The sequence below is a fragment of the Desemzia sp. C1 genome (assembly GCF_020882875.1).
GTDB classification, from domain to species: Bacteria; Bacillota; Bacilli; order Lactobacillales; family Carnobacteriaceae; genus Desemzia; species Desemzia incerta.
Window position 1 is genome coordinate 1,153,213 of sequence record NZ_JAJIZP010000003.1, and the last position, 22,338, is coordinate 1,175,550.

General features: G+C 39.3%; 19 protein-coding genes and 1 riboswitch. Of the genes, 15 read left to right on the forward strand and 4 right to left on the reverse strand.

Annotation, left to right across the window (positions count from 1 at the left end):
• Nucleotides 1-219 precede the first annotated feature (219 nt).
• From LMF32_RS06020 to LMF32_RS06035, 4 genes are read left to right on the forward strand one after another with little or no spacing between them, the layout of a single operon-like run.
• The gene (locus LMF32_RS06020; protein WP_230524166.1) at nt 220-2,511 is read left to right on the forward strand and encodes a glycoside hydrolase family 65 protein; all 2,292 of its coding nucleotides are present in this window, start codon (nt 220-222) and stop codon (nt 2,509-2,511) included.
• A gap of 15 nt (nt 2,512-2,526) precedes the next feature.
• Nucleotides 2,527-3,198: a beta-phosphoglucomutase gene (gene pgmB / locus LMF32_RS06025; RefSeq protein ID WP_230524167.1), complete on the forward strand. Its 672-nt coding sequence runs from the start codon at nt 2,527-2,529 to the stop codon at nt 3,196-3,198.
• Nucleotides 3,185-4,189 carry an aldose epimerase family protein gene (locus LMF32_RS06030; RefSeq protein WP_230524168.1) on the forward strand — a complete coding sequence of 335 codons (1,005 nt, stop codon included), beginning with the start codon at nt 3,185-3,187 and terminating at the stop codon, nt 4,187-4,189. Before pgmB ends, LMF32_RS06030 begins: the two co-directional genes overlap by 14 nt.
• Before the next feature lie 55 nt (nt 4,190-4,244).
• Nucleotides 4,245-5,264, forward strand: coding sequence for a LacI family DNA-binding transcriptional regulator (locus tag LMF32_RS06035; protein WP_230524169.1), 1,020 nt, complete (start codon nt 4,245-4,247; stop codon nt 5,262-5,264).
• A 323-nt stretch (nt 5,265-5,587) separates the two neighbouring features.
• Here the strand turns inward: LMF32_RS06035 and pulA are convergent, their stop codons facing one another.
• Nucleotides 5,588-7,579, reverse strand: a complete 1,992-nt coding sequence (gene pulA / locus LMF32_RS06040; RefSeq protein ID WP_230524170.1) for a type I pullulanase — start codon at nt 7,577-7,579, stop codon at nt 5,588-5,590.
• 138 nt (nt 7,580-7,717) lie between these two features.
• Complete coding sequence (locus tag LMF32_RS06045; protein ID WP_230524171.1) at nt 7,718-8,617, reverse strand: DUF368 domain-containing protein; 900 nt, start codon at nt 8,615-8,617, stop codon at nt 7,718-7,720.
• A 193-nt stretch (nt 8,618-8,810) separates the two neighbouring features.
• On the opposite strand from LMF32_RS06045, the gene LMF32_RS06050 reads away from it, so the two are divergent.
• The 5 genes from LMF32_RS06050 to LMF32_RS06070 all read left to right on the forward strand — a co-directional run bounded on the left by LMF32_RS06050 (nt 8,811) and on the right by LMF32_RS06070 (nt 14,101).
• The gene (locus LMF32_RS06050; RefSeq protein WP_230524172.1) at nt 8,811-9,500 is read left to right on the forward strand and encodes a hypothetical protein; all 690 of its coding nucleotides are present in this window, start codon (nt 8,811-8,813) and stop codon (nt 9,498-9,500) included.
• Nucleotides 9,501-9,519: 19 nt separating this feature from the next.
• A riboswitch (Lysine riboswitch) is annotated at nt 9,520-9,691 on the forward strand.
• Nucleotides 9,692-9,785: 94 nt separating this feature from the next.
• Nucleotides 9,786-11,501 (forward strand): Na+/H+ antiporter NhaC family protein, encoded by a 1,716-nt coding sequence (locus LMF32_RS06055; RefSeq protein WP_230524173.1) that lies wholly within the window; start codon nt 9,786-9,788, stop codon nt 11,499-11,501.
• Nucleotides 11,502-11,657: 156 nt separating this feature from the next.
• Nucleotides 11,658-12,638, forward strand: a complete 981-nt coding sequence (locus LMF32_RS06060; RefSeq protein ID WP_092480346.1) for a biotin--[acetyl-CoA-carboxylase] ligase — start codon at nt 11,658-11,660, stop codon at nt 12,636-12,638.
• Nucleotides 12,635-13,150: an ECF transporter S component gene (locus LMF32_RS06065; RefSeq protein ID WP_230524174.1), complete on the forward strand. Its 516-nt coding sequence runs from the start codon at nt 12,635-12,637 to the stop codon at nt 13,148-13,150. The genes LMF32_RS06060 and LMF32_RS06065 overlap by 4 nt, the downstream gene beginning before the upstream one ends.
• Before the next feature lie 75 nt (nt 13,151-13,225).
• On the forward strand, nt 13,226-14,101 hold the full coding sequence (locus LMF32_RS06070) for an aldose 1-epimerase family protein (protein WP_230524175.1): 876 nt from the start codon (nt 13,226-13,228) through the stop codon (nt 14,099-14,101).
• Nucleotides 14,102-14,774: 673 nt separating this feature from the next.
• Here LMF32_RS06070 and guaC read toward each other — a convergent pair.
• Nucleotides 14,775-15,749, reverse strand: a complete 975-nt coding sequence (guaC, locus tag LMF32_RS06075) for a GMP reductase (RefSeq protein ID WP_092480342.1) — start codon at nt 15,747-15,749, stop codon at nt 14,775-14,777.
• 264 nt (nt 15,750-16,013) lie between these two features.
• On the opposite strand from guaC, the gene LMF32_RS06080 reads away from it, so the two are divergent.
• The 6 genes from LMF32_RS06080 (at nt 16,014) to LMF32_RS06105 (ending at nt 21,308) form a co-directional block, all read left to right on the forward strand.
• A complete protein-coding gene (locus tag LMF32_RS06080; protein ID WP_177192519.1) occupies nt 16,014-16,553 on the forward strand; it encodes a guanylate kinase in 540 nt (179 codons plus the stop codon).
• A 170-nt stretch (nt 16,554-16,723) separates the two neighbouring features.
• Entirely contained in the window at nt 16,724-17,368 is a 645-nt protein-coding gene (locus tag LMF32_RS06085; protein ID WP_230524176.1) for a hypothetical protein, read from the forward strand.
• 179 nt (nt 17,369-17,547) lie between these two features.
• Nucleotides 17,548-18,159, forward strand: coding sequence for a hypothetical protein (locus tag LMF32_RS06090; RefSeq protein WP_230524177.1), 612 nt, complete (start codon nt 17,548-17,550; stop codon nt 18,157-18,159).
• A gap of 7 nt (nt 18,160-18,166) precedes the next feature.
• The gene (locus tag LMF32_RS06095; RefSeq protein ID WP_230524178.1) at nt 18,167-18,808 is read left to right on the forward strand and encodes a copper homeostasis protein CutC; all 642 of its coding nucleotides are present in this window, start codon (nt 18,167-18,169) and stop codon (nt 18,806-18,808) included.
• 223 nt (nt 18,809-19,031) lie between these two features.
• Nucleotides 19,032-19,811, forward strand: a complete 780-nt coding sequence (locus tag LMF32_RS06100) for a serine hydrolase (RefSeq protein WP_230524179.1) — start codon at nt 19,032-19,034, stop codon at nt 19,809-19,811.
• A 333-nt stretch (nt 19,812-20,144) separates the two neighbouring features.
• Nucleotides 20,145-21,308, forward strand: coding sequence for a cation diffusion facilitator family transporter (locus LMF32_RS06105; protein ID WP_230524180.1), 1,164 nt, complete (start codon nt 20,145-20,147; stop codon nt 21,306-21,308).
• A gap of 53 nt (nt 21,309-21,361) precedes the next feature.
• Here the strand turns inward: LMF32_RS06105 and LMF32_RS06110 are convergent, their stop codons facing one another.
• On the reverse strand, nt 21,362-22,249 hold the full coding sequence (locus tag LMF32_RS06110; RefSeq protein ID WP_230524181.1) for a fructose bisphosphate aldolase: 888 nt from the start codon (nt 22,247-22,249) through the stop codon (nt 21,362-21,364).
• Between the last annotated feature and the right edge of the window lie 89 nt (nt 22,250-22,338).

Below are 22,338 nucleotides of genomic sequence, written 5' to 3' on the forward strand. Positions count from 1 at the left end.
CTTTAAAAAATGCAAGCGTTTTATTGGTTGGAAATTTTGTTACCGGTAACAGAAATGAGGAATGCTGTTATTTCAACGTTGTTTAACTCCTTGTATAAAAATTAAAGCCTTTTCAAATTGACAACGCAAACGTTTGCGTTTAAACTTGCGTTAAAGAACTTAGAAAACCAGCATTGCACCATTTTTGACTTACGCAATGAATGTACAGGAGGAAAAAAAGTGGCTTATAATAGACTATTTGAAATTGATGAATGGAAAGTAAAAACAACGGTATTAGATAAAGAAGAACGCAGATTACAAGAAAGCTTGACCAGTATTGGAAACGGTTATATGGGGATGCGCGGAAACTTTGAAGAAGCTTATTCAGGCGATCATCATAGAGGAAGTTATATCGGAGGAGTATGGTATCCAGACAAAACGCGTGTTGGCTGGTGGAAAAATGGTTACCCTGAATACTTTGGTAAAGTGATCAATACAATGAACTTTATCCAAATCGATATCCTGATTGACGGTGTCAAAGTTGATTTGTATACAGATAACGTATCAGACTTCGAACTGGAATTAGATATGCAGCGCGGAATTTTGAAAAGAAGTTATATAGTAGAAAAAGAAGGTAAAAAAGTACAAGTTGCAGTAGAACGATTTGTCAGCTTGGATCAAAAAGAATTGTGTGCGATTAAAATAGAAGTAACAAGTTTATCTGATGATATTCGTGTTGAAATGGTTCCTGCATTAGATGGAAACGTGACGAATGAAGACTCTAACTATGAAGAAAAATTCTGGTTGCCAGTTTCTTATGGTCAAAACCAATTAGTGATCGAAACTAAACCGAATGATTTCGGGATCGAGCAATTTACGGTAGGCGCAGTGATGTCGAATCATGCTGTAAATCTTGAAAAAACGACTGAATCTTCGACAGAAATGCACATTTCTCAAACTTATGCAGGTCAGTTAGCTGCCGGCGAAAAAGCCATCATGGAAAAACGCATTGTGATCACTACTTCTCGTGATTACGACAAAGAAGACGTGGCAGACAAAGCTCAAGAAATCAGCAAAATGGTGGATCAATTACCATTTGAAGAATTGCGTATGCGTCATGAATCGCTATGGATCGAACGCTGGAAGAAAGCAGACATCGTGATCGGCGGAGATGCTGCTGCACAACAAGGGATTCGTTTCAACTTGTTCCAATTGTTTTCAACGTACTATGGAGAAGACGAGCGCTTGAATATTGGACCAAAAGGCTTCACTGGAGAGAAATACGGCGGAGCAACTTACTGGGATACAGAAGCTTATGCTGTACCGTTATATCTAGCTTTAGCTGATCCGGAAGTAACGGAAAACTTGCTGCAGTATCGCCACAACCAATTGCCGCAAGCTGAACACAACGCACGCCAACAAGGATTAAAAGGTGCTTTGTACCCAATGGTAACTTTTACGGGAGTGGAATGCCATAACGAATGGGAAATCACATTTGAAGAGATCCACAGAAATGGTGCAATGGCTTATGCTATCTACAATTACACGAACTACACTGGCGACCAAACGTATTTGAAAGATAAAGGATTGGACGTATTAGTGGGCATTAGTCGTTTCTGGGCTGACCGTGTGCATTACAACCGTTTCAAAGATCAATACATGATGCATGGGGTAACGGGGCCAAACGAATACGAAAACAACATCAACAACAACTGGTACACAAATAAAATGGCTGCCTGGACACTTCAATACACGCTTGAATCATTAGAATTGGCAGCTGAGAAAAAAGAAAGCTTGCACGTGTCGGCTGAAGAAATGGAAAAATGGAGCGAAATCATCCAAAAAATGTATTACCCGTATGATGAAGAACGTGATGTATTCGTACAACACGATACATTCTTAGACAAAGATTTGCGTCCGGTATCTGAATTGGATCCGAAAGATTTACCATTGAACCAAAACTGGTCTTGGGACAAAATCTTGCGTTCGCCATTCATCAAGCAAGCGGATGTTCTACAAGGAATGTACTTCTTCCGCGATCAATTCACGAAAGAAGAAATTGCACGCAACTTTGATTTCTACGAGCCGATGACGGTTCACGAATCTAGCTTGTCGCCAAGTATCCATGCGATTTTAGCCGCTGATCTAGGGAAAATGGACAAGGCTGTAGAATTGTATGAACGTACTGCTCGTTTAGACTTAGACAACTACAACAACGATACAGAAGACGGATTGCACATCACATCTATGACTGGAAGCTGGTTAACGATCGTTGAAGGATTTGCAGGGATGCAGACAGTAAATGGTCAATTATCATTCAGACCGCTATTGCCGGAAAACTGGACAAACTATGCATTCCATATCAACTACCGCGGACGTTTACTGAACATTTCGGTTACAAATGAAAAAGTAGCGATCACATTGATCGAAGGAGAAGCTTTAGAAGTTTCTGTTTATAACGAGACAATCTTATTGGAAACAGTTTATACTTGTGAAGTACAAACAGCTCAACCGGTTTCAATCAACTCATAGAAGGGACGAGAACAGATGAAAGCAGTCTTATTTGATTTAGATGGCGTGATCACGGATACAGCCGTGTACCATTATCACGCATGGAAAGCTTTAGGGGAAAAAATCGGTATTGAAATTGACGAGGAGTTCAACGAAGAACTTAAAGGTGTCAGCCGAACAGATTCATTAAACCGTATTTTAGCTAAAGGAAACAAGGAAGAAGCGTATTCTCAAACTGAAAAAGAAACTATGGCAGCTGAGAAAAACGAGTTATACAAAACAATGATTGAAGAGATGTCTCCAAAAGACATTTTGCCAGGGATCAAAGCGTTGTTAGACGGATTAAAAGAAAGAAACATTTTGATTGGATTAGCTTCAGCTAGTCAAAACGGACCAACCATTTTGGAAAAGCTCCAATTGACAGATTACTTTGATAAAATCGTTGACCCGGCTAAATTAAAAGCTGGAAAACCAGACCCTGAGATTTTCTTGACAGGTGCTAAAGACCTTGGCGTTAAACCTCAAGATTGTGTAGGAGTTGAAGATGCAGCAGCAGGAGTCGAAGCTATTGCCGCTGCTGATATGGTTTCTGTTGGAGTCGGCGATGCGGATACGTTAGGTAAAGCTACAAAAGTCGTTCCTGAGACAGGTGCATTGACGGTAGAATTGCTAGAAGAAGTTTGGAGTGAAGCGGTTGGACGTTCATAAAAAACTATACGGACATCATAATGGTCAAGAAGTCTTTGAATATGTCTTAACAAATCAAAACGGTCATGTTTTTCGCTGCATCAACTATGGTGCAGTAGTAACTGGGATTGAAGTGGCGGATAAATTCGGGAACGTCGAGAATGTCGTTCTTGGATTTGACCGACTGGAAGATTATGTAACGGATTCACCTTATTTTGGAGCTTTAGTAGGCAGAGTGGCTGGAAGAATCGCTGATGGGAAATGGTCTGATGTGCAACTGACTCAAAACGAAGGAAGCAATCACATTCATGGAGGTCCAGTGAATTTCAGTCATCAAGTGTGGGAAAGTGCGTTGATTCAAGAAGAAGACAAAGCCGGCGTGGTGTTTTCATTAACCAGCCCAGACGGAGATAACGGATATCCCGGTAATCTGAAAACAACGGTCACCTACTATTGGACAGAAGATTCTGTATGGGAGATGCTGATCACTGCTGAAACGGATCAAGAAACGCTTTTCAATCCGACCAATCATACTTACTTTAATTTGAGTGGGGATGTTAAAAGGAAAATTTTGGATCACACGCTGCAAATTGATGCCGACTTGTATGCAGAAATCAACTCGAAAAAGTTGCCCACAGGAAATCTGCTGCCGGTTTTAGATACAGCTTTTGATTTCAAAATAGCGAAAAACCTTCAAGACGCCATAGAACAAAGACCTGAAGGATTTGATACACCGTTCAAATTAACAGGAGAGAAAAAGATTCGACTGCATGATGCACAAAGTGGTCGAGGAGTAACGATCGAAACAGATCGAGAAGCAGTAGTGGTCTTTTCGACGACAGGAATGGAAGAAGACTATTTAGTAGCGGGAGAAAAAATGAGCAGTCACAGGGGAATTGCATTGGAAACCCAAGAATTGCCGGACGCTGTTCATCATCCTGATTTCCGCTCTATTGTGATCGAACCTGGAAAAACGTATCGTTATTCAACCAAGTATACGTTTACAGTTTAAAAGATGTAGATTAGAATAAAGGGTAATCAAGCAATCCAGGAAAGGAAGCGGGAAAATGGCTGTAACCATTAAAGATGTAGCAAAAAAAGCCGGGGTCGCGACTTCGACGGTTTCCCGCACCTTGCAGGATTCTCCAAGCATCAGCGAGAAAACAAAACAAAATGTTCGCAAAGTCATGGATGAAATCGGTTATCGACCCAACCTGACTGCACGTGGATTAGTCAATCAAACGACTCAAACGATCGGTGTTATTTTGCCGGTTTCTCAAGGAGAAGCTTTTCAGAATACGTTTTTCCTAAGCATGCTCCGCGGCATCAGTAAAGCGTGCAACGAGAAAAAGCACATGGTTTCGATCGCTTCAGGAACCACTGAAGCAGAATTGCTGGACAGTGTGCAGACAATGGCAGAAGGCGGACGTGTAGATGGTTTCATCGTCTTATATTCAAGGAAAGACGATGCCGTCATCGAATATTTATACCAAGAACAGGTTCCATTTGCCATGATCGGGAAGCCTTACAAATACGAAAATGCGATGCTGTACGTAGACAACGACAATGTTGTCGCAGGAAAAGACGCAGCGAATTATTTGCTGCAGCTGGGACATGAAAAGATTGCGTTTATTGGTGAAGACACTAAACAAATGGTGATTCGAGAACGATTAAAAGGCTACACACAAGCTTTAGAAGAAGCAGGTCTTGAAATGAATCCGGAAATGGTGGTTGATATTACGCTTCCTGAAGCGGATTACCGTGAGAAGATGCGACAACTGTTCGATCACGATGATTTTCCGACCGGCATCGTAGCTAGTGATGATTTGATTGCTTTGAACATGGTTTATGTGCTGAGTGATTATGGATTGAAGGTTCCCGCAGATGTGTCGATTATCGGGTTCAACAATTCGATTTTTGCAGAAAAAGCGCAACCTGAATTGACGTCGATCGATCTACATATCGATTCGCTGACATCGCAAACGGTCTACCAGTTGATTCAACGAATCGAAGTGAAACAATCGTTGGCTGTAAAAATGATTCTTCCGCACCAGATCATCGAACGGCAGTCTTGCCGAAGAAAATAGCTTACTACACACAAGAGACTGGGATTCTGATCCCGGTCTCTTGTGCTTTTTTGTTGTAGGAGGTTACATTGATCGAAATGGGCTCTATTAGTCAAGTGAGCAAAGTTTCAGCTGTCACTTGACTAATAGAATGGGTCTATTGATCAAGTGAGCGAAATTCCGTTCCCCACTTGACTAATAGAGCGCTCCTATTAATCAAGTGAACAGAATTTCACCTCTCACTTGACTAATAGCACAAGATTCCGACGGCAAATTACCCTTTCAATCCAACAAAAAAACAACGAGGTAAGAGAAATCACTCATCTCTTACCTCGTTGTCATCTTTATGCTACTAAAATAACGGCACTGTGCGGTTCTACAGTAACTGTATTTCCCGTGATCGTTCCTAGTCCGTCCAAAGATACAGCTTCTTTATTCGCTGCAATTGACCACTCGTTCGGCAACTCCATTTGGCTTTCTAGAGCGACTTCTCGAGCCTCGTTAGATGAGTTCAACACTACAGCCATCCAACGCCAATTGTTCCCTTCAGCTGAAAGATTTGGAATAGTATAAGCAATCAAATTATCAGCAGTGTCTTTCGAAAATGAGATGGCTTTAGCGGTTTCTGGAGTTGCGTCTCGTAATGGAGCATACTGTTTGCGCAATTGCCATAATCCCCGGTAGTAATCAACCAAGTCGCGATTCTTCACAGTCAATTCCCAATCCAGCTGGTTGACTTCAATAGGAGAAATAAAACTATTTTCATCGCCATGTTTTGTCCGAGCGAACTCTTCCCCAGCTTGCATGAATAATCCACCTTGTGAAGTGAACAGCGCAGCAGCAGCTAATTTATTCAGCTCGATCAGCCAATCATTTCGTCTATAGTGTGGCGTCTCGTATAAGCTGGCAACTAATTTATCGTAAAGGGTCAAATTATCATGAGCAGAATGATACGTGATGACTTGAGTTGGGTTTTTCGCCCACGTTTTGTCAGCCAAGCCATATTCTGAATGATCAGCACCAATGGTATTTGCACAAATGCTTGCCATCACCTCTGTATTTTGAACAGTGGTCCCGCTTTTGCCTTGAAGGAAAGCACCCGCTGTTTCTTCAAATACATGACCTTTCATAGAATCTCTGAAATCGTCATTGAAAATTGCGATTCCCTCCATAAGATGAGCGCTGTTGCTCTTATTAGCAGGAATATTTGGTTCTTTGATTTCGTTGCTACCGGCATCCCAAGGCTCTCCATAAAGAATGACATGTTCTAAGCCATTCTCATTCAAAGCAGTGCGGATGGCGTTCATAGTCTCTACGTCATGAAGACCCATTAAATCGAAGCGGAAGCCATCTAAATGGTATTCTTTTGCCCAGTACAATACAGAATCGATTATGTATTTGCGCATCATTGCTCGATCGCTGGCTGTTTCATTGCCGCAAGCGGAACCGTCTGCAAATTCTCCTGATGCTGTTTGGCGGTAATAATAATCGGGCAACGTCAAATTAAAACTGGACAGCTCTGTTTCTAGAGTGTGGTTGTAAACAACATCCAGAACAACACCGATATTCTTTTTGTGCAGGCTTTGGACCATTTGCTTAAACTCGTTAATACGCGCTATAGGGTCCGAGGGATCTGAAGAATAACGCCCTTCTGGAACATTATAATTTTTGGGATCGTAACCCCAATTGTAATCCGAACCTGCTTCATCATTTTCGAAGTCAAACGCCGGCAGCAAGTGAACATAGTTTACACCCAAATGAGTCAAATAATCGATTCCAGTAGGGAAGTCTTGTTCATTATTGTAAGTAGTGCCTTCTTCTGTGAACGCTAGGTATTTCCCGCGATTTTCAGCACTGATGCCAGAATTTTCATGCGAAGAAAAATCAGCTACATGAACTTCCCAAATAAACGCATCGGTCAAATTTTCTTGAGTTACATGAGTATCTTTTTCCCAGTGGGGTGGATTAGTTCTTGCAAAATCGATGATGGCAGCTCGGTTTCCATTGATGCCGGCAGCTTTGGCATAAATATCAATGGTTTCCTTTGAGTCGCCATCCATATCAATCGTATAAGTGTAAAAAAGATTTTCAAAGTTTCCGTCTAATGTAATGGTCCAAACGTTGTTTTCAAGAGTTAAAGGGTAAGAATCAAGCAATGAATCGTCATGGATATCGCCAGTTTGATAAAGATTGACAGCAACCTTCTCAGCAAGCGGCGACCACACTTTGAAGCGAGTGTGTGTTAGAGAATAAGTGGCACCTAAATCGTCTCCGTAATAAGCATTGTTTTCCAAGTAAGTTATCTTGTCTTCTAGAGTCGTGATATGATCAGTCATGAATGAACTTCCTTTCTCGCTTGAAGTAGGGGAGGACCCTTATTTAGTTTCTTTTCTACAGTTTAGCATTTTCTGAATGAAAAAGCTGTCAAAAAAAACATGAACTGGGAAACAACACCAGTTCATGTTTTAAAGTAATTAAGCTGGGTCTTCTGTTTTTCCTAAGTAATAGGTTAACAAGAAGCACAGTCCTGCAAATAACAATCCAAGAATTAAAAAGAGGACAGCGTTCGAGCTTTGGAGATCAGCTAATGCATTTGTATTATACAAAATAGCAAAAGGCGAAGCTAAAACTAATCCCAAAATCCCGCTATATGTTAAAGCAGGTTGGTTTTTAAACAAGTATTCAATCAATTTGCTGATAAGAAAGATCCCAGCTAAAACGCCTATGCCAAATGGGAATAAAATTCCTGTGTAATGCAATAGTTGTTCTATATTCATAGAAGTCAAGGCGCTAAAAAATCCAGTGACTGAATTTAGAATACCGTAATAATAACCAAGAACCATCAGTACAAGCGACCCGCTAACTCCTGGCACGACCATCGTAGCCGAAGCAACGACTCCGACAAAGAACATTTTAATAATAGATCCAAAAGACAGAGTGATCGTTGACATCGTATTTCCTTCTGCTTGAACTAATGCAAGGCCGACAACGAGAGCAAAAAACACAAGAAATAACGCAATGTGGGAGAAAGAAATGTTCTTTTTATCTTGACGTAAAGCAAGCAAAAAGGATTTTGTCAAAATCGGGATCCCACCCAAAATCAACCCAATAAAAGCTAGTGCTGTCGGTAAAGTGTACTGGCTGAGCAACACTTCAATCAAATAAGAAAACCCAATAATACCTAAAACCAGACCTATACCTAAAGGCAGCAACACCCTCATGCTTTTTTTCCAATTTTTAGCCAAATGCGTAATCGAATAAATCAAATCATCATAAATACCTAATGAGACCGCCATAGTCCCTCCACTAACACCTGGAATAATATTTGCTATTCCCATTAACATTCCTTTTAAAATCATCCATATATAACTCATCATCGATCTCCTTTATTTATGGTAAAATACATAAAACAATTGTACGGAAATCTCGAGTAGATAGCAATAATTCTTTCAAATTGCTGTTTTTTCAGAATTGGAAGTCAGAATTAGAATGATCACAGGAATAGGGTAGAAAAGGATACATGTGCTAAAATAAGATTTTAGAAATTATTTTGGAGGAGTTAACAGAGTGGATCATAAAAAGGAAGATCATACAGCTAAATGGAAAGATAGAGTAGGTCAAATCGTGTTAGTTTTGCTTGGTATATCTGTTATCTATGCTGTGTATATGTTGTTTACGGCCCCTTCAGGTGTGCCAGATAACGGATTTGAAAAAGTAAAGAGCGATTACGTACTGACATTATTGCAATGTTTAGTAGGTGTTATCGTGATGTTTATTCCGTCTGTTATTGAGAAAAAGTTTTTAGTGGATATTCCAGATGTGATGGAAATGCTTTATTTTGTGTTTTTGTTTTGTGCTATTTATTTGGGAGAAGTGAGAGATTTTTATTACCGCATTCCAAGCTGGGATCTGATTCTTCACATGTTTAGTGGAGCTATGCTGGGTGCATTAGGTTTTGTTTTGGTCAGTTTCTTCAATGATTCCGAAAAAGTGAATATGCAGTTAAGCCCAATTTTTGTCACTTTATTTGCTTTTTGTTTTGCGCTGGCAGCCGGAACGTTATGGGAAATATATGAATTTTTAGCTGATGGTCTTTTAGGGACGAATATGCAAAAATTTATTACAGCTGATAGAGAAGTGCTGGTTGGACGTGACGCTTTAGCAGATACGATGGAAGATTTGATTGTCGATGCATTGAGTTCTCTGGCAGTTTGTATTATAGGTTTTTTTACATTAAAAAAGAAAGTAAATCGTTAGAAAAATAACGCTGTCTAGGCAACTTGATTGCAACTAGTTCGTAAAGTCGTAGAGGTGGCACGATGAAATGACTTGAAAGGATGAATTGCCGAAGTTAACAGCGATGCCAATTGTTGTTTGCTGGGGGTAAGCAGAAAATGTTTATCACTGTCATAAATTTTTGCAAAAATTTGTGGAGGACTATTAACGAACGGATACATGACGTCTATTAGAGATAACATAATGCCTCGAGTTGAATAGAACTCAAGGCATTTTTTTGTGTCTAAAAGAAGGGGAGTTTAAAGGTTGAAGAAAAATATTTTGATCGGGATAGTCGTCATTGCTTTTGTGGCAATAACTTTAGCGACTGATTTTACAACAGGTGCAGATGGTGCAATCCAATTTGGGTGGTTTTCATTAGTTCCTCCAGTAGTGTCCATACTATTAGCATTTATAACCAAAAACGTTCTGATTTCATTATTTTTAGGAATCTTTGCAGGGGCTTTCGTTTTGCATTCTGTGGATGGTTCGATTTTCAGCGCAATCGTGCAGTCATTTTTAAGCATTGTGGAGTACAGTTTAACGTCACTTGCAGATCGATACAATGCAGGGATTATTTTACAAGTTTTAGTCATCGGAGGACTGATTGCCTTAATGACTAAAATGGGCGGGACAAAAGCTGTAGCAAATGCTTTAGCAAATAAAGCTAAAGGTCCTATCAGTGCTCAAGTGATATCTTGGATATTAGGGCTGCTGCTCTTTTTTGATGATTATGCTAATGCCTTAATCGTTGGACCCGTTATGCGACCGGTAACAGATGAAAAGAAAATTTCTCGTGAAAAATTGGCTTTCGTTGTTGATGCTACTGCAGCCCCTGTAGCAGGTATCGCATTGATTTCAACATGGGTAGGTTACGAAGTAGGGTTGATTCAAGATGGCTACGAAGCTATCGGACAAAACGTAAATGCGTATAGTATTTTCTTAGAAACGATCCCTTATCGCTTTTACAATATTCTAATGCTGTTGTTTGTGGTCTGTACAGCATTGTTTTTAAGAGAATTTGGCCCAATGTTGAAAGCCGAGAGAAGAGCTAGAAAATACGATGCAACGAATGAAGAAGAAATTGATCCTCATGCAATGTCCAGTGAGTTGGATGAAATGAAACCTGCTAAAGGGGTCAAATTAAGTATTTGGAATGCGATAGTGCCTGTTGGTACGCTGATCGTCACTTCTTTGATCGGTTTTTACTTTAATGGATACAACACTATTATGTCTGGCGAAGATGCAGCATTGATTGCGGACCTGAAAAACAGTCCATTTTCTTTTACAGGGATTCAAGAAGCGTTCGGTGCTTCTGATGCCAGTGTGGTTTTATTCCAAGCAGCCTTATTTGCTAGTATAGTGGCCATGGTGATGGGGGTACATCAAAAAGCCTTTACTTGGGGAGAAGCCGTTGATACTTGGATTGGCGGTATGAAGTCTCTAGTAGTTACAGGAGCGATCTTATTGATGGCGTGGTCTCTAAGTGCTTCGATCACTGATTTAGGTACTGCCCAATTTCTAGTCTCTTCATTGTCTGATACGATGCCGGCGTTCCTATTGCCATCGGTTATTTTTATCTCAGGCTCAGTCATTTCCTTTGCAACAGGAACCTCTTATGGAACGATGGGGATCTTGATGCCGTTAGCTATTCCATTAGCAGCTGGCTTATCTGGAGATCCGCAGTTTATTGTCCTTTCAGCTGGGGCTGTTTTGACAGGAGCAATATTTGGCGATCATTGTTCACCGATCTCAGATACAACAATCTTGTCTTCTATGGGAGCTAGTGTAAACCATATTGATCATGTGCAAACACAAACGCCTTATGCGCTTACGGTAGGAACCATATCCGTTCTATTCGGCTTCCTTCCAGCAGGTTTAGGTATGCCGATTTGGATTATTTTACCTATTTCCATCCTAGTAACCATCGGAGTTGTTTACTTTATTGGTAAACCCATAGAAGAACCAGTTACTCAAAAATAAAAACAGTCAAACTAGATAAAACAGTACAAGTACTATTCTAATGGAAACTTGTACTGTTTGTTTGTTTCATCATTGTTACCCTTGGTGAAAAAATGGTTGACATTCATTCTCTGAAAAGTAAACTAGAATCAGTAAATGAATGCAAGGAGTGTCAACATGACGACAAAAGAAAAGGTATTAATGTATTTGATCGAGCACAAAGGTGAAGTCATTTCAGGTCAGGAATTAGCTGACAAATTAGCTATCTCAAGAACTTCTATTTGGAAAGCAATCAAAACGTTGCAGACAGAAGGGTATCAAATCGAGGCCACAACCAATAAGGGGTACTTGTTGGCTCATGAACCAGATGTGTTGTCTAAATCATTTTTATATTCCCAATTGACTGACAAACCAGACGTTTTAGAAGTACATAAACAAGTTGGATCGACAAATGATGAGGCAAAAAAATTAGTCACTGAACGGTTTGTTGGAAAAGGAGTCCTATTAGCAGAAGAGCAAACGAACGGCCGAGGACGATTGGGTCGGCAATTTTACTCCCCTACTCAAACAGGCCTGTATATGAGCTTGATTTATCCAAATAAACAACAAGCAAATGCTGGTTCTGTAACGACTGCAGCAGCAGTTGCTGTCTGTAAAGCCATTGAAAAACTGACCGACAAAAAGCCCGTTATCAAATGGGTCAATGACATCTTTTTAGAGGGTCGTAAAATCTGCGGTATTTTAACAGAAGGCGTCATCAACTTTGAAACAGGAACGATTGATTCCATCATTGTAGGAATTGGGCTGAATGTAAAAGCAGCTTCTATGATTCCTGAAGAATTCCAGTCGATCATTGGTTCCATTTATACTCACGAAGAAACCAGTAAAGTGACGCGTAATCAATTTGCGGCGGAAATCATCAATCAGCTAGATATCATGTATCAAAACTTAGACCACAACAACTATTTAGATGATTACCGGGAACGGTGTTTTGTTTTAGGACGATCCGTAACTTTCACAGAAGGGCAAACGACGTACAAAGGAATTGCTAAAAGTATTGATGATGAAGGCGGTTTGGTCGTTAAATTGGAAAGCGGAGAATGGAAAACAGTGCGTTTTGGAGAAATCAGTATTCAAGTAGAGGGGATCAAAAAATGAAGCTGACAGTCAAAGACCTCACTCAAATCAGTTTACTGGCAGCTCTGACATTTATCAGCGGCTTTATTATGATTCCTTTTGGTCCGGTTCCGTTCACGCTGCAAACGTTATTTGTGTTAGTGACCGCTCTACTGTTGAAACCGAAAGCAGCTTTTTTAACACAAGTGGTACATTTGCTGTTAAAAATTTTGCTCGGAGGCGGACAACTATTTTTGAGTCCTAGTTTTGGCTTCCTGTTCGGTTTTATCTTAGCTGCAACTGTGATGAGCCGATTATTGTTGAAACGAGAAGAAAGCCTCTCTGCTTATATCCGAGTCACAGTTATAGGAACACTCTTGATTTACCTTGTCGGCATGCCCTATATGGGGATTTTATTGAACGGCTATTTAGGGGCGGATTACTCCATCCTTCAATTATTTTGGACAGGTATGGGGTTGTTTATCCCTGGAGATGTATTAAAAGCAGGTCTGGCAATTGTAGTGGCGACACGCATCAAAAGACATCTACGCTAACCCGTTTAAATAGAAAAATAGATGAAAAAGCCTTATGATGAAAAAGAATTTGATTCTATTTCTGGAGGGATAAACGTGATAACAATCGAAAATGACGATTTACTAGTGGAAATTTCCGCTAATGGGGCAGAATTGCAAAAAGTCTACAATAAAAAAGAACAGTTTGATTATCTTTGGAATGGCAATGCAGACTTTTGGGGCAGCCGTGCACCGAATCTTTTTCCTATCATTGGGCGTTTGAATGAATACAAGTACAAAAAAGACGATCAAGTCTATGAATTGCCGCAACACGGATTTGCGAAAGATATGACATTTGAAGTACACCAAGAGTCAGACATCAAAGCTGTTTTTACATTGAAAAATAATGAAGAAACAATCGCTATGTATCCATACGAATTTACATTAACGATTGAATACACATTGGTTGGAGCGCTTTTAGCGGTCGACTATCGAGTAGAAAATCATTCGAAAGAACGTATGCCATTTTCAATTGGAGGACACCCAGCGTTCAATGTGCCTTTAAATGGAGCAGGCAGCTATGAAGATTACACCATCACCATTCAACCTAAAGAAGAAGTAAAATACTTTGAGAGCAATCCATTGCCTTACAGAAGCGGAAATCGAAAAGTCCTCCAAGAAATGAAAGACGGCGTGATGACATTGAGTCACGAGACGTTCCGTGAAGGACTAATTATCATTGATGAGCCGAAGCTAGATGCCATTACACTAGAAAGTCCTGAAAAACACGGCGTCACACTAAACGTCATTGATTTCCCCTATGTATGTCTTTGGACAAAAGAACAAGCGGATGCGCCGTTTATTTGCATAGAGCCATTCTTCGGATTGCCGGATATCGCTGGCGAAATCGGTACCTTAGAAGATAAAGGCGGCATTATTCTGCTGGAATCTGGAGAAGTAAAACAACTCGGCTTCACGATGGACCTTTTTTGATTCTCTAAACAAACTTAAACGAGAAAGAAAGTTCAGTTTTTGGCGCTATTAGTCAAATGGAACCTTTTTTCTCGCTCACTTGATTAATAGAGACGCTGTATTAATCAAGTGGGCATATTTTTCCTGTTCACTTGATCAATAGACCATTCCCTGAAACGATAGGGTGGTTTTTGAGTTAGAAGTAATTGAGTGGATTGAACAATTCGAGAAAAAAGTTCCAAAAGGTTTCCTTGAAAGTTGTTTTGAATGGAGCTTTTTTGGTGATTTTTTTAAATATACTGACAACTAAAGCTATTAATGCGCATACTAAAGGATAAAAAAGCAGTACTAGAAAAATAACGGTGAAAAAATCTGTTAGAGATAAATTATCCATCAATTTGATCAGCTCTTTCTTAGGAAGGGTGTAAAAACTGTGTGATGTCAGATGAAGTATACCGTAAAAAGAAAAACATCGCTCGAAATTTTCCAGTTTTTATACTGAAAAATCCAAGCGGTGTTTTATTGGTTGATTTGAATAATTCTGTTTAGATAAACGGTTTGCTCCGCTCTCTATCTAAAACGAGCTAGGCAAACCAGAAGCCCTATGATTTCACTTTTCCATTTACTTGGGGCTCTTTCCCAAGAAAATGGAAAAGATGAACTCTCCGGTCTTCTAAACGCTTTTCTCCGCTCTCTAGCGGTCTCCGTTAAAAATGGAGTTCTTAACTAGTACGTAATCTACTTTGCGGATGGCTTCGATGTCTTTACCGCCGGCGTATGAAATGGAAGATTGTAAGTCTTGTTTCATTTCAATCAACGTGTTTTTGATGTTTCCTTTGTGTTCAAGAAGGATTTTTTTACCTTCTACGTTTTTGTGTTCGCCTTTTTGGTATTGTGATGCACTACCAAAGTATTCTTTGTATTTCTTGCCGTCTTTTTCGATCGTTTGCCCTGGAGATTCTTCATGTCCAGCAAATAATGAACCGATCATAACCATTGAAGCGCCGAAACGGATAGATTTAGCGATGTCGCCGTGATCACGGATACCACCGTCAGCGATGATTGGTTTACGAGCTGCTTTAGCACACCAGTTGATAGCCGCTAATTGCCAGCCACCAGTACCGAAACCTGTTTTTAATTTCGTGATACATACTTTACCTGGACCAACACCAACTTTAGTCGCGTCTGCTCCAGCATTTTCTAATTCACGAACTGCTTCAGGAGTTGCCACATTACCAGCAATTACAAATGATCCTGGTAGATGTTTCTTGATGTGTTGGATCATATCAATGACAAACTGTGAGTGTCCATGAGCAATATCAATCGTAATGTATTCAGGAACCAATTCTTTTTCAGCTAGTTCTTCAATAAATGAATATTCATTTTCTTTTACCCCTACACTAATAGAAGCAAATAAACCTTTAGCGTGCATTTTTTCAATAAATGGGATACGGCTTTCTTCATCAAAACGGTGCATAACATAGAAGTAATTGTCAGCAGCCAACTTTTCAGCTAATTCTTCATCAATAACTGTTTGCATATTAGCCGGTACCACTGGCAATGCAAAAGTTCTATTTCCTAAAGTAACAGTAGTATCACATTCTGAACGACTTCTTACGATACTTTTGTTTGGAATCAATTGAACATCTTCGTAATCAAAAATTTTCATGACTATTCCTCGTTTCATTAATAGTGTTATTAGCACACAAAAAAAACACGAACTTTTTAAGATCGACGTCTAATTAAAATTCGCACCTAGAACAATTTACACTATATATTCTTTTTTGTCAAAGGAAATCCGCCGTAAAAAGGGAAAATATGGGTAGTTTTGACAAATTTGATCAAGGAGCTTGTCTTAAGTTAAATTAGGACACTTTTTTGTTCGTTATTTGATACAATAAACTAGATACAAAAAGAAATGAGGAGGAACAAAATGCCTAGTCAAAAAAGGATTTTGGTTTTAGTGGGGGCAAGCGGAAGCGGTAAATCGACGGTCAGTGATTTGTTGATTGAAAAAGGAATTCCTAAATTGGTGACATCTACCACTAGAAAGCCGCGACCAGGTGAAGTGAATGGCATCCATTACCATTTCCGAACCATTGAGCAAATGACCGAAGAACCCTTTATTGAACAAACAACTTATGCGTCAAATATTTATGGTCTGTCTGTAAAGGAAGTTGAAGACAAATTGGGAAAATACGACATGGTTCATGTAACGTTGGATAAAAATGGTGCAAAGGTGATGAAAGAACAGTTTCCTGAAGAAACTAAAATCATTTTTTTCAAAATTACGGAACAAGAAATGGCTGAACGAATGAAAAAACGCGGCGATTCCATAGAAGCTATTGAACACCGTATCCATTTCAGTCGATCTACTGAAGAGTTGGAGCCTGTTGAAAACACTGATTTCGTTGTTTCACATGGAACCCCTGAAGAAATTTTGCACCAAATTTTAAATGAATTTGCTTCATAAACATATCTGAAGCCGATAGGAGAGCTTATGGAAAAACCAATCATAAAAAAACTGATGAAAAAAATCAAAAAGCATAAAACTTGGACAGAAGGAATATTTGTTAATCCCATATCTTATCGAGTGAACAACAAATTGTATTACATGGCGGATTTCAAAAAGGGAATGAAGTAGTGGCTACGGCGTGTGTAACACTGGACGGAGAAGAAGTACGGGAGGAAGCCTATGAAGCACAGCTTATGTTGTCCAACTTTGCAGACATCAGCAAAAATATTCTTTTTGGCGGGGAAGAACGGATGAAAATAGATCCTGCTTACTTTACGGGTCCTCTAGCGGTACCATTAACGACTGATCAATCACAAGTGAAAGAAGGCGCGGAAGCTTTTACCAAGCTATGGAATGTGCACCAAGATTACTTGCAAGATTTTTCGGCATATAAAGACTATTATGAAAAAGATGTCATGGTGAGAGAAGAGATCACCGTTGATGATGTAAGGACAACTCAAAAAACAGCCTCAAAATTCAATATGTATCAATACAAGACATTGAAGACATTATTGGAAAAAAATGATGATTTGAAAGCTTTTGCTGCTTATATTGAAAGCACATCTGCGTGGAAAACGATGACTAACCATCAGCGTGAATTTATTACTGGAATAACTTCGACTAAAGAGCAGTTAAAGAAAAGTTTGGATGAGCTGAATTTGATTGAGCATGAAGATGAAGAAAAGATGCTTCAATTGAATTACGAACAGACGATCAAACTGAATGAAGAGCAAATGCTGAGCCAGCAAAAATACATTCGTTACCCCAAATAGAACTTTGATTGGATAGGGAGTAAAAGGGTTTCCACAAACTTTTTTTCTCCCTATTTTATGCTGAAAAATGTGCTATACTGAACGAGAATTCATGCAGGTTGACGTTTTTCAGAAATTATTTGAAAAGATGTCAGCTGCTTGAAAAATTCGGAAAAGATAGTTACTTATGAGGGGAACTAATGAACGTTTACTTACTTTTGACAGATACTGGGACTGTTTTCAGCACAGCTATCAAAAAATATACCCGCAAGCCATATAACCATGCGTCCTTAGCTTTAGATCAGCAGTTGACAGAAGTGTACAGCTTCGCTCGGAAAAAAGTCTATAATCCTTTTATTGGTGGATTTGTTCAAGAGGACGTGACGAAACATTTGCTGAATGAAGCGTCGTGCGAAATCTATTGTTTGACAATCACACCTTTACAATATGAACACTTGCAGCTGATCTTGGAACAATTTGAATGGGATAAAGAGCAGTATAAGTATAACTTGTTGGGAGTTTTAGCCATTCCCCTGAGACGAGACATCTACCGAGAGAATGCTTATTTTTGTTCTCAATTTGTGGCTTATGTGATAGGAGAAGCAGGGATCTCTTTGATCGACAAACCGACGCATTTGATCACTCCAGATGATTTCAGGCAATGCGAACAAGTGGAATTGGTTTATGAAGGGAAAGTGCAAGATTACTTGATCCAAGAAAAACCTGAACTTTATTTAGAACAAGAAGCAACTTTGCGCGAAGCGTTGCATCACTTTTTCAAGCAGTGTCAAAAACGGTTAGAATGGAAGTGAAAATAAAATGATTAGAGAAGTTTGCGTTGAAAATTTTACTCTTGTTCCAAATGCTATCCAAGCAGGAGCAGATCGCATAGAATTATGTGATAACTTAGCCGTTGGCGGCACGACTGTCAGTGTTGGCGTAATGGAAACAACGATTACATATTGTAAACAAAAAGCTGTTCCTGTTATGGTTATTATTCGTCCTCGAGGTGGGGATTTTATCTATTCTGAAGTCGAAAAAGAGATTATGCTGAGGGATATTCAAACAGCTAAAGAATTGGGAGCAGAAGGAATCGTGATTGGGGCGTTGACCACTGATTATACACTGGACACTGATTTTTTAACTAAAGTCATTCAAGTCAGTGAGAATATGGAGCGCACATTCCACATGGCGTTTGATGAATTGCCGAAAGAACAGCAACGAACGGCTATTGATTGGCTTTCTGAAGCTGGATATTCACGAATTTTGACGCATGGCGGTCCTTTAACCAATCCAATAGACCAACATACCACTACTTTAAAAGAATTGATCGCTTATTCTAAGGGGAGAATCACTATTTTGCCGGGCGGAGGAATCACCAGTGACAATTCCAGTCGTCTTCAAAAAGAATTATCAGTAGAAGAACTACACGGAACAAAAATAGTCGGAACGCTGGAGTAAAAATAAACGGTAAAAACTTTTAATGGAGTCGGAATTTCATTCTGACTTCTTTTTTTCTTTCCATCGAATTAGTGGCAATTTAAGAAAAACCCCTATATGATGATAGTAAGGAAAGCAGATAAAACCTTTTTCAAATGAAGATCAAATCAACTAAAGTATTCATCTTAACTTCGTATGTAGATTCTAGGCATTACCTAAATTCTGTGAAAGCGAGGGGATTTGTATGGAATGGAAAAAGGAACTGGAGAAATTGAATGAAAAATACGAGTCTTTGCCAACAAAAGGGCTAGTTATTTCTGACGGAGAAACGTTGTTTTCATTTCATGAAGAAAAACTATTCAGTGCAGCTAACTTGATCAAATTACCCATTTACTTGTATTACTATGAACACGCTGTTTACGGGCAATTGGATATATTGGAAGAAATTTCTGTTCCATCTCAAGGACGGATCTCAGGAAAAGGCATTTTACACTTATTGCCGGAAATAGAAGTCTGGACAGTAGAAGAGCTGTTAAAAGCAATGATTGCTGTATCAGATCATGAAGCAACCAATCAGTTGATCGCCCATGTGGGATTAAATCCTATCCAAGAATGGATTGAAACAAAAGAATGGAAAGAAGACGTCAAATTGAGACGCTACTTGATGGATTATGCTTCAGGATTAGTAAATGAAATGTCTCCTCAAGGAGCGGTCGCAGTCTTGAAAGAAATTATCCAGCTGGGAGAAAAAAATCCAGATTGGCAAAAACGCATCGAATTTCCATTATTGAATCAACAATTCAGAACCGGATTACCAGGATCGCTGACGGAAAAAGAAATCCCGGTATTAGAAATCTTAAACAAAACAGATGAAGACAAAACTGTCTTGCACGACGCAGCCCTGTTCCGTTACAAAGAAAAAAACATCTACGTCGCAGCAATGACCCAAGAAGCCGAAAATGAAGCCCAAGTCTACGCCTGGATGCAAGAAATCGGAAAACACATCTTCCAGAGCGTGGAGTGAGGCGTCTAGGCTTCCGTAGATTTCACTGATCCTTTTAGTTGGGGCACTTTCCCAACAAAAAGGATCAGGAAAATCATAGGAAGACTGCCGAACGCAACGCGTTTAAAAATCAGAGCGTGAAGTGAGGCATTTAGCTCACCGTACATCTCCCAACCCTAACAGTTTGGGCTTTTTCCAAACAGTTAGGGTTGGGAAATGGTAGCGTGAGTTGCCGAACGCAACGCGTCTAAGAACTACGCACCAAAAATCGATTCACCCCCGATAGTCAATCTCGATTATCGGGGGTGAATCATGTGTTATAATAGATAGAAAAATTTTTTAGGAGTTTTGAACATGATAGAAAAATGGTTGGAGCGCTATTTAAATAAGAAGCATACAAAGAATCAACGGAATCAATTAGGTCTCTTTTCTGGAAAAGTAGGACTGTTTTCCAACTTGGTCCTTTTTTTGATTAAAATGAGTGCGGGATTGATTTCAGGAAGTGTCTCTATTGTAGGGGACGCCATCAATAGTTTAGCGGATTGTGCTTCTTCCATATTAACGTTGTTTGGATTTCATATAGCAGCAAAGCCGGCGGACAAGCAGCACCCATATGGACACGAGCGTTCGGAGTATATTACAGGACTAGTAGTTTCTTTAGGAATTTTATTTGTCGGATTTCAGTTTTTATTGAATTCGATTCAACGCATCATGGACCCTACAGCGCTAAACACAACGACATTGGTATTTGTTTTATTGGTTATTTCGATCATCATCAAAGTAATTCAAGGCTACTTTTATCGAAAAGTAGGTGAAAAAATCCATTCAAATGCCATCGATGCAGCAGCTCAAGATAGTTTTAATGATGTTTACACGACGCTAGTAGTATTGGGAGCATCCGTTGTCGAGACAATTTTTGGTTGGCGGATCGACGGGTACGCCGGAGTATTTATCGCACTATACATTTTATACAATGGGATTAGTATCATTCGAGAATCCATTGATGATTTATTGGGAAAAGGACCAACAGAAAAGCAGATCAATGAAATTAAACACTTTTTAGATTATTACACTTCTATTATTGGCTACCACGATTTATTGATGCATCACTATGGGCCAAATAAAACATTTGCAACGATTCACATTGAGATTGATGACAGCTGGAGCTTGACGGAAGCCCATCGAGTGATTGATGCCATTGAAAAAGATTTTAAAGAATATTTAGGTGTAGAATTGGTATGCCATTTAGATCCAATCGCTATCAAGAGTGAGGAACAGACAACTATTTACCAACAAGTAAAACGCATTTTGCAATCTTACGAACTAAATTTGAAGTTTCATGATTTTCGTGTAGAAGAGGACGAGGGCTTATCAACGATTCATTTTGATATCGTAGTCCCAGATAATATTGAAAAAACCAACCAAGAACTTTTGGAAGCAATTAAGAAAGATATTGCTGAAAACATCGGTACGTTTGAAGTAGAAATTGAATTCGACCGTATTTACTTATTAAAGTGAAGACAAAAAAAGCAGCTGGAACAATTTTCCAGCTGCTTTTTTAATAAATTATTTTAAGAAACCGAAGCCTCGTAGATTTCTTTGACAGAATCCATAAGAATGGCATCGAATTCTTCATCTGATTGATTCGCGTATAAACCTTCTGAGAGAGCACGTGAGAAGCTGGCAATCAAGCCGCGGTTGTTTCGTAATTTTTCATTGGCTTCTTCACGAGAATAGCCGCCTGAAAGAGCCACTACACGCAATACTCTAGGGTGTTCAATCAATTCGACATAAAAATCAGATACGGTAGGAATGGATAACTTCAACATGACATTTTCATGTTCTTCCAACTGATCTAAATACGTTAAGATTTCTTCTTTTAAGATGCTTTCGCATTTTTCTTTGTCTTCACTGTAAATATTTACTTCAGGTTCAATGATAGGCACCAAGCCTGCATGAAGAATCTGTTTAGCCACTTCAAATTGTTGATCGACCACTTGGTGGATACCATCTCTATTTGGTTCTTTGATTAACGAACGCATCTTAGTACCAAAGATATTTCGTTCATTGGCTCTTTTTAATAAGTCATTCAATCCTGGATTTGGCTTCATCAATTGAACGCCTTCGCTTTCATCAGCTAAACCTTTATCGATTTTCAAGAAAGGAACAATTCCTTTCTTTTCCCACAGATAATCTGCCGTGTAAAAGTCTTCAATTTTGCGATCCATTGTTTGTTCGAAAAGAATAGCTCCTAGAATATAATTTGAACTAAATGCTGGTGAAGTGATGATACGAGTCCGCATTTCATGAACAAGATTGAACATTTCATCTTCACTTGAATAAGATCCTTCGTCCACGCCGTAAAGAGATAAAGCTTTGGGTGTACTTCCACCACTTTGATCGAGGGCAGCTATAAAACCATTTCCGTTTCTGATGATGTCTATTTGTGCTTGATTCACAACAAACTCAGCTCCTTAGTTTTTTTTGAAAGATAGAATAATCTTTTTCGCTATCAGTATAACAAGCATTCAACAAAGGGTAAAAAGAT

What these genes read in the sequence shown, in the direction of transcription:
- LMF32_RS06065 (WP_230524174.1), top strand. Translation starts at nt 12,635, where the DNA reads ATGAAGCTGACAGTCAAAGACCTCACTCAAATCAGTTTACTGGCAGCT.
- LMF32_RS06045 (WP_230524171.1), bottom strand. Translation starts at nt 8,617, where the DNA reads ATGAGTTATATATGGATGATTTTAAAAGGAATGTTAATGGGAATAGCA.
- LMF32_RS06105 (WP_230524180.1), top strand. Translation starts at nt 20,145, where the DNA reads ATGATAGAAAAATGGTTGGAGCGCTATTTAAATAAGAAGCATACAAAG.
- pgmB (WP_230524167.1), top strand. Translation starts at nt 2,527, where the DNA reads ATGAAAGCAGTCTTATTTGATTTAGATGGCGTGATCACGGATACAGCC.
- LMF32_RS06100 (WP_230524179.1), top strand. Translation starts at nt 19,032, where the DNA reads ATGGAATGGAAAAAGGAACTGGAGAAATTGAATGAAAAATACGAGTCT.
- pulA (WP_230524170.1), bottom strand. Translation starts at nt 7,579, where the DNA reads ATGACTGATCATATCACGACTCTAGAAGACAAGATAACTTACTTGGAA.
- LMF32_RS06035 (WP_230524169.1), top strand. Translation starts at nt 4,245, where the DNA reads ATGGCTGTAACCATTAAAGATGTAGCAAAAAAAGCCGGGGTCGCGACT.
- LMF32_RS06060 (WP_092480346.1), top strand. Translation starts at nt 11,658, where the DNA reads ATGACGACAAAAGAAAAGGTATTAATGTATTTGATCGAGCACAAAGGT.
- guaC (WP_092480342.1), bottom strand. Translation starts at nt 15,749, where the DNA reads ATGAAAATTTTTGATTACGAAGATGTTCAATTGATTCCAAACAAAAGT.
- LMF32_RS06080 (WP_177192519.1), top strand. Translation starts at nt 16,014, where the DNA reads ATGCCTAGTCAAAAAAGGATTTTGGTTTTAGTGGGGGCAAGCGGAAGC.
- LMF32_RS06095 (WP_230524178.1), top strand. Translation starts at nt 18,167, where the DNA reads ATGATTAGAGAAGTTTGCGTTGAAAATTTTACTCTTGTTCCAAATGCT.
- LMF32_RS06090 (WP_230524177.1), top strand. Translation starts at nt 17,548, where the DNA reads ATGAACGTTTACTTACTTTTGACAGATACTGGGACTGTTTTCAGCACA.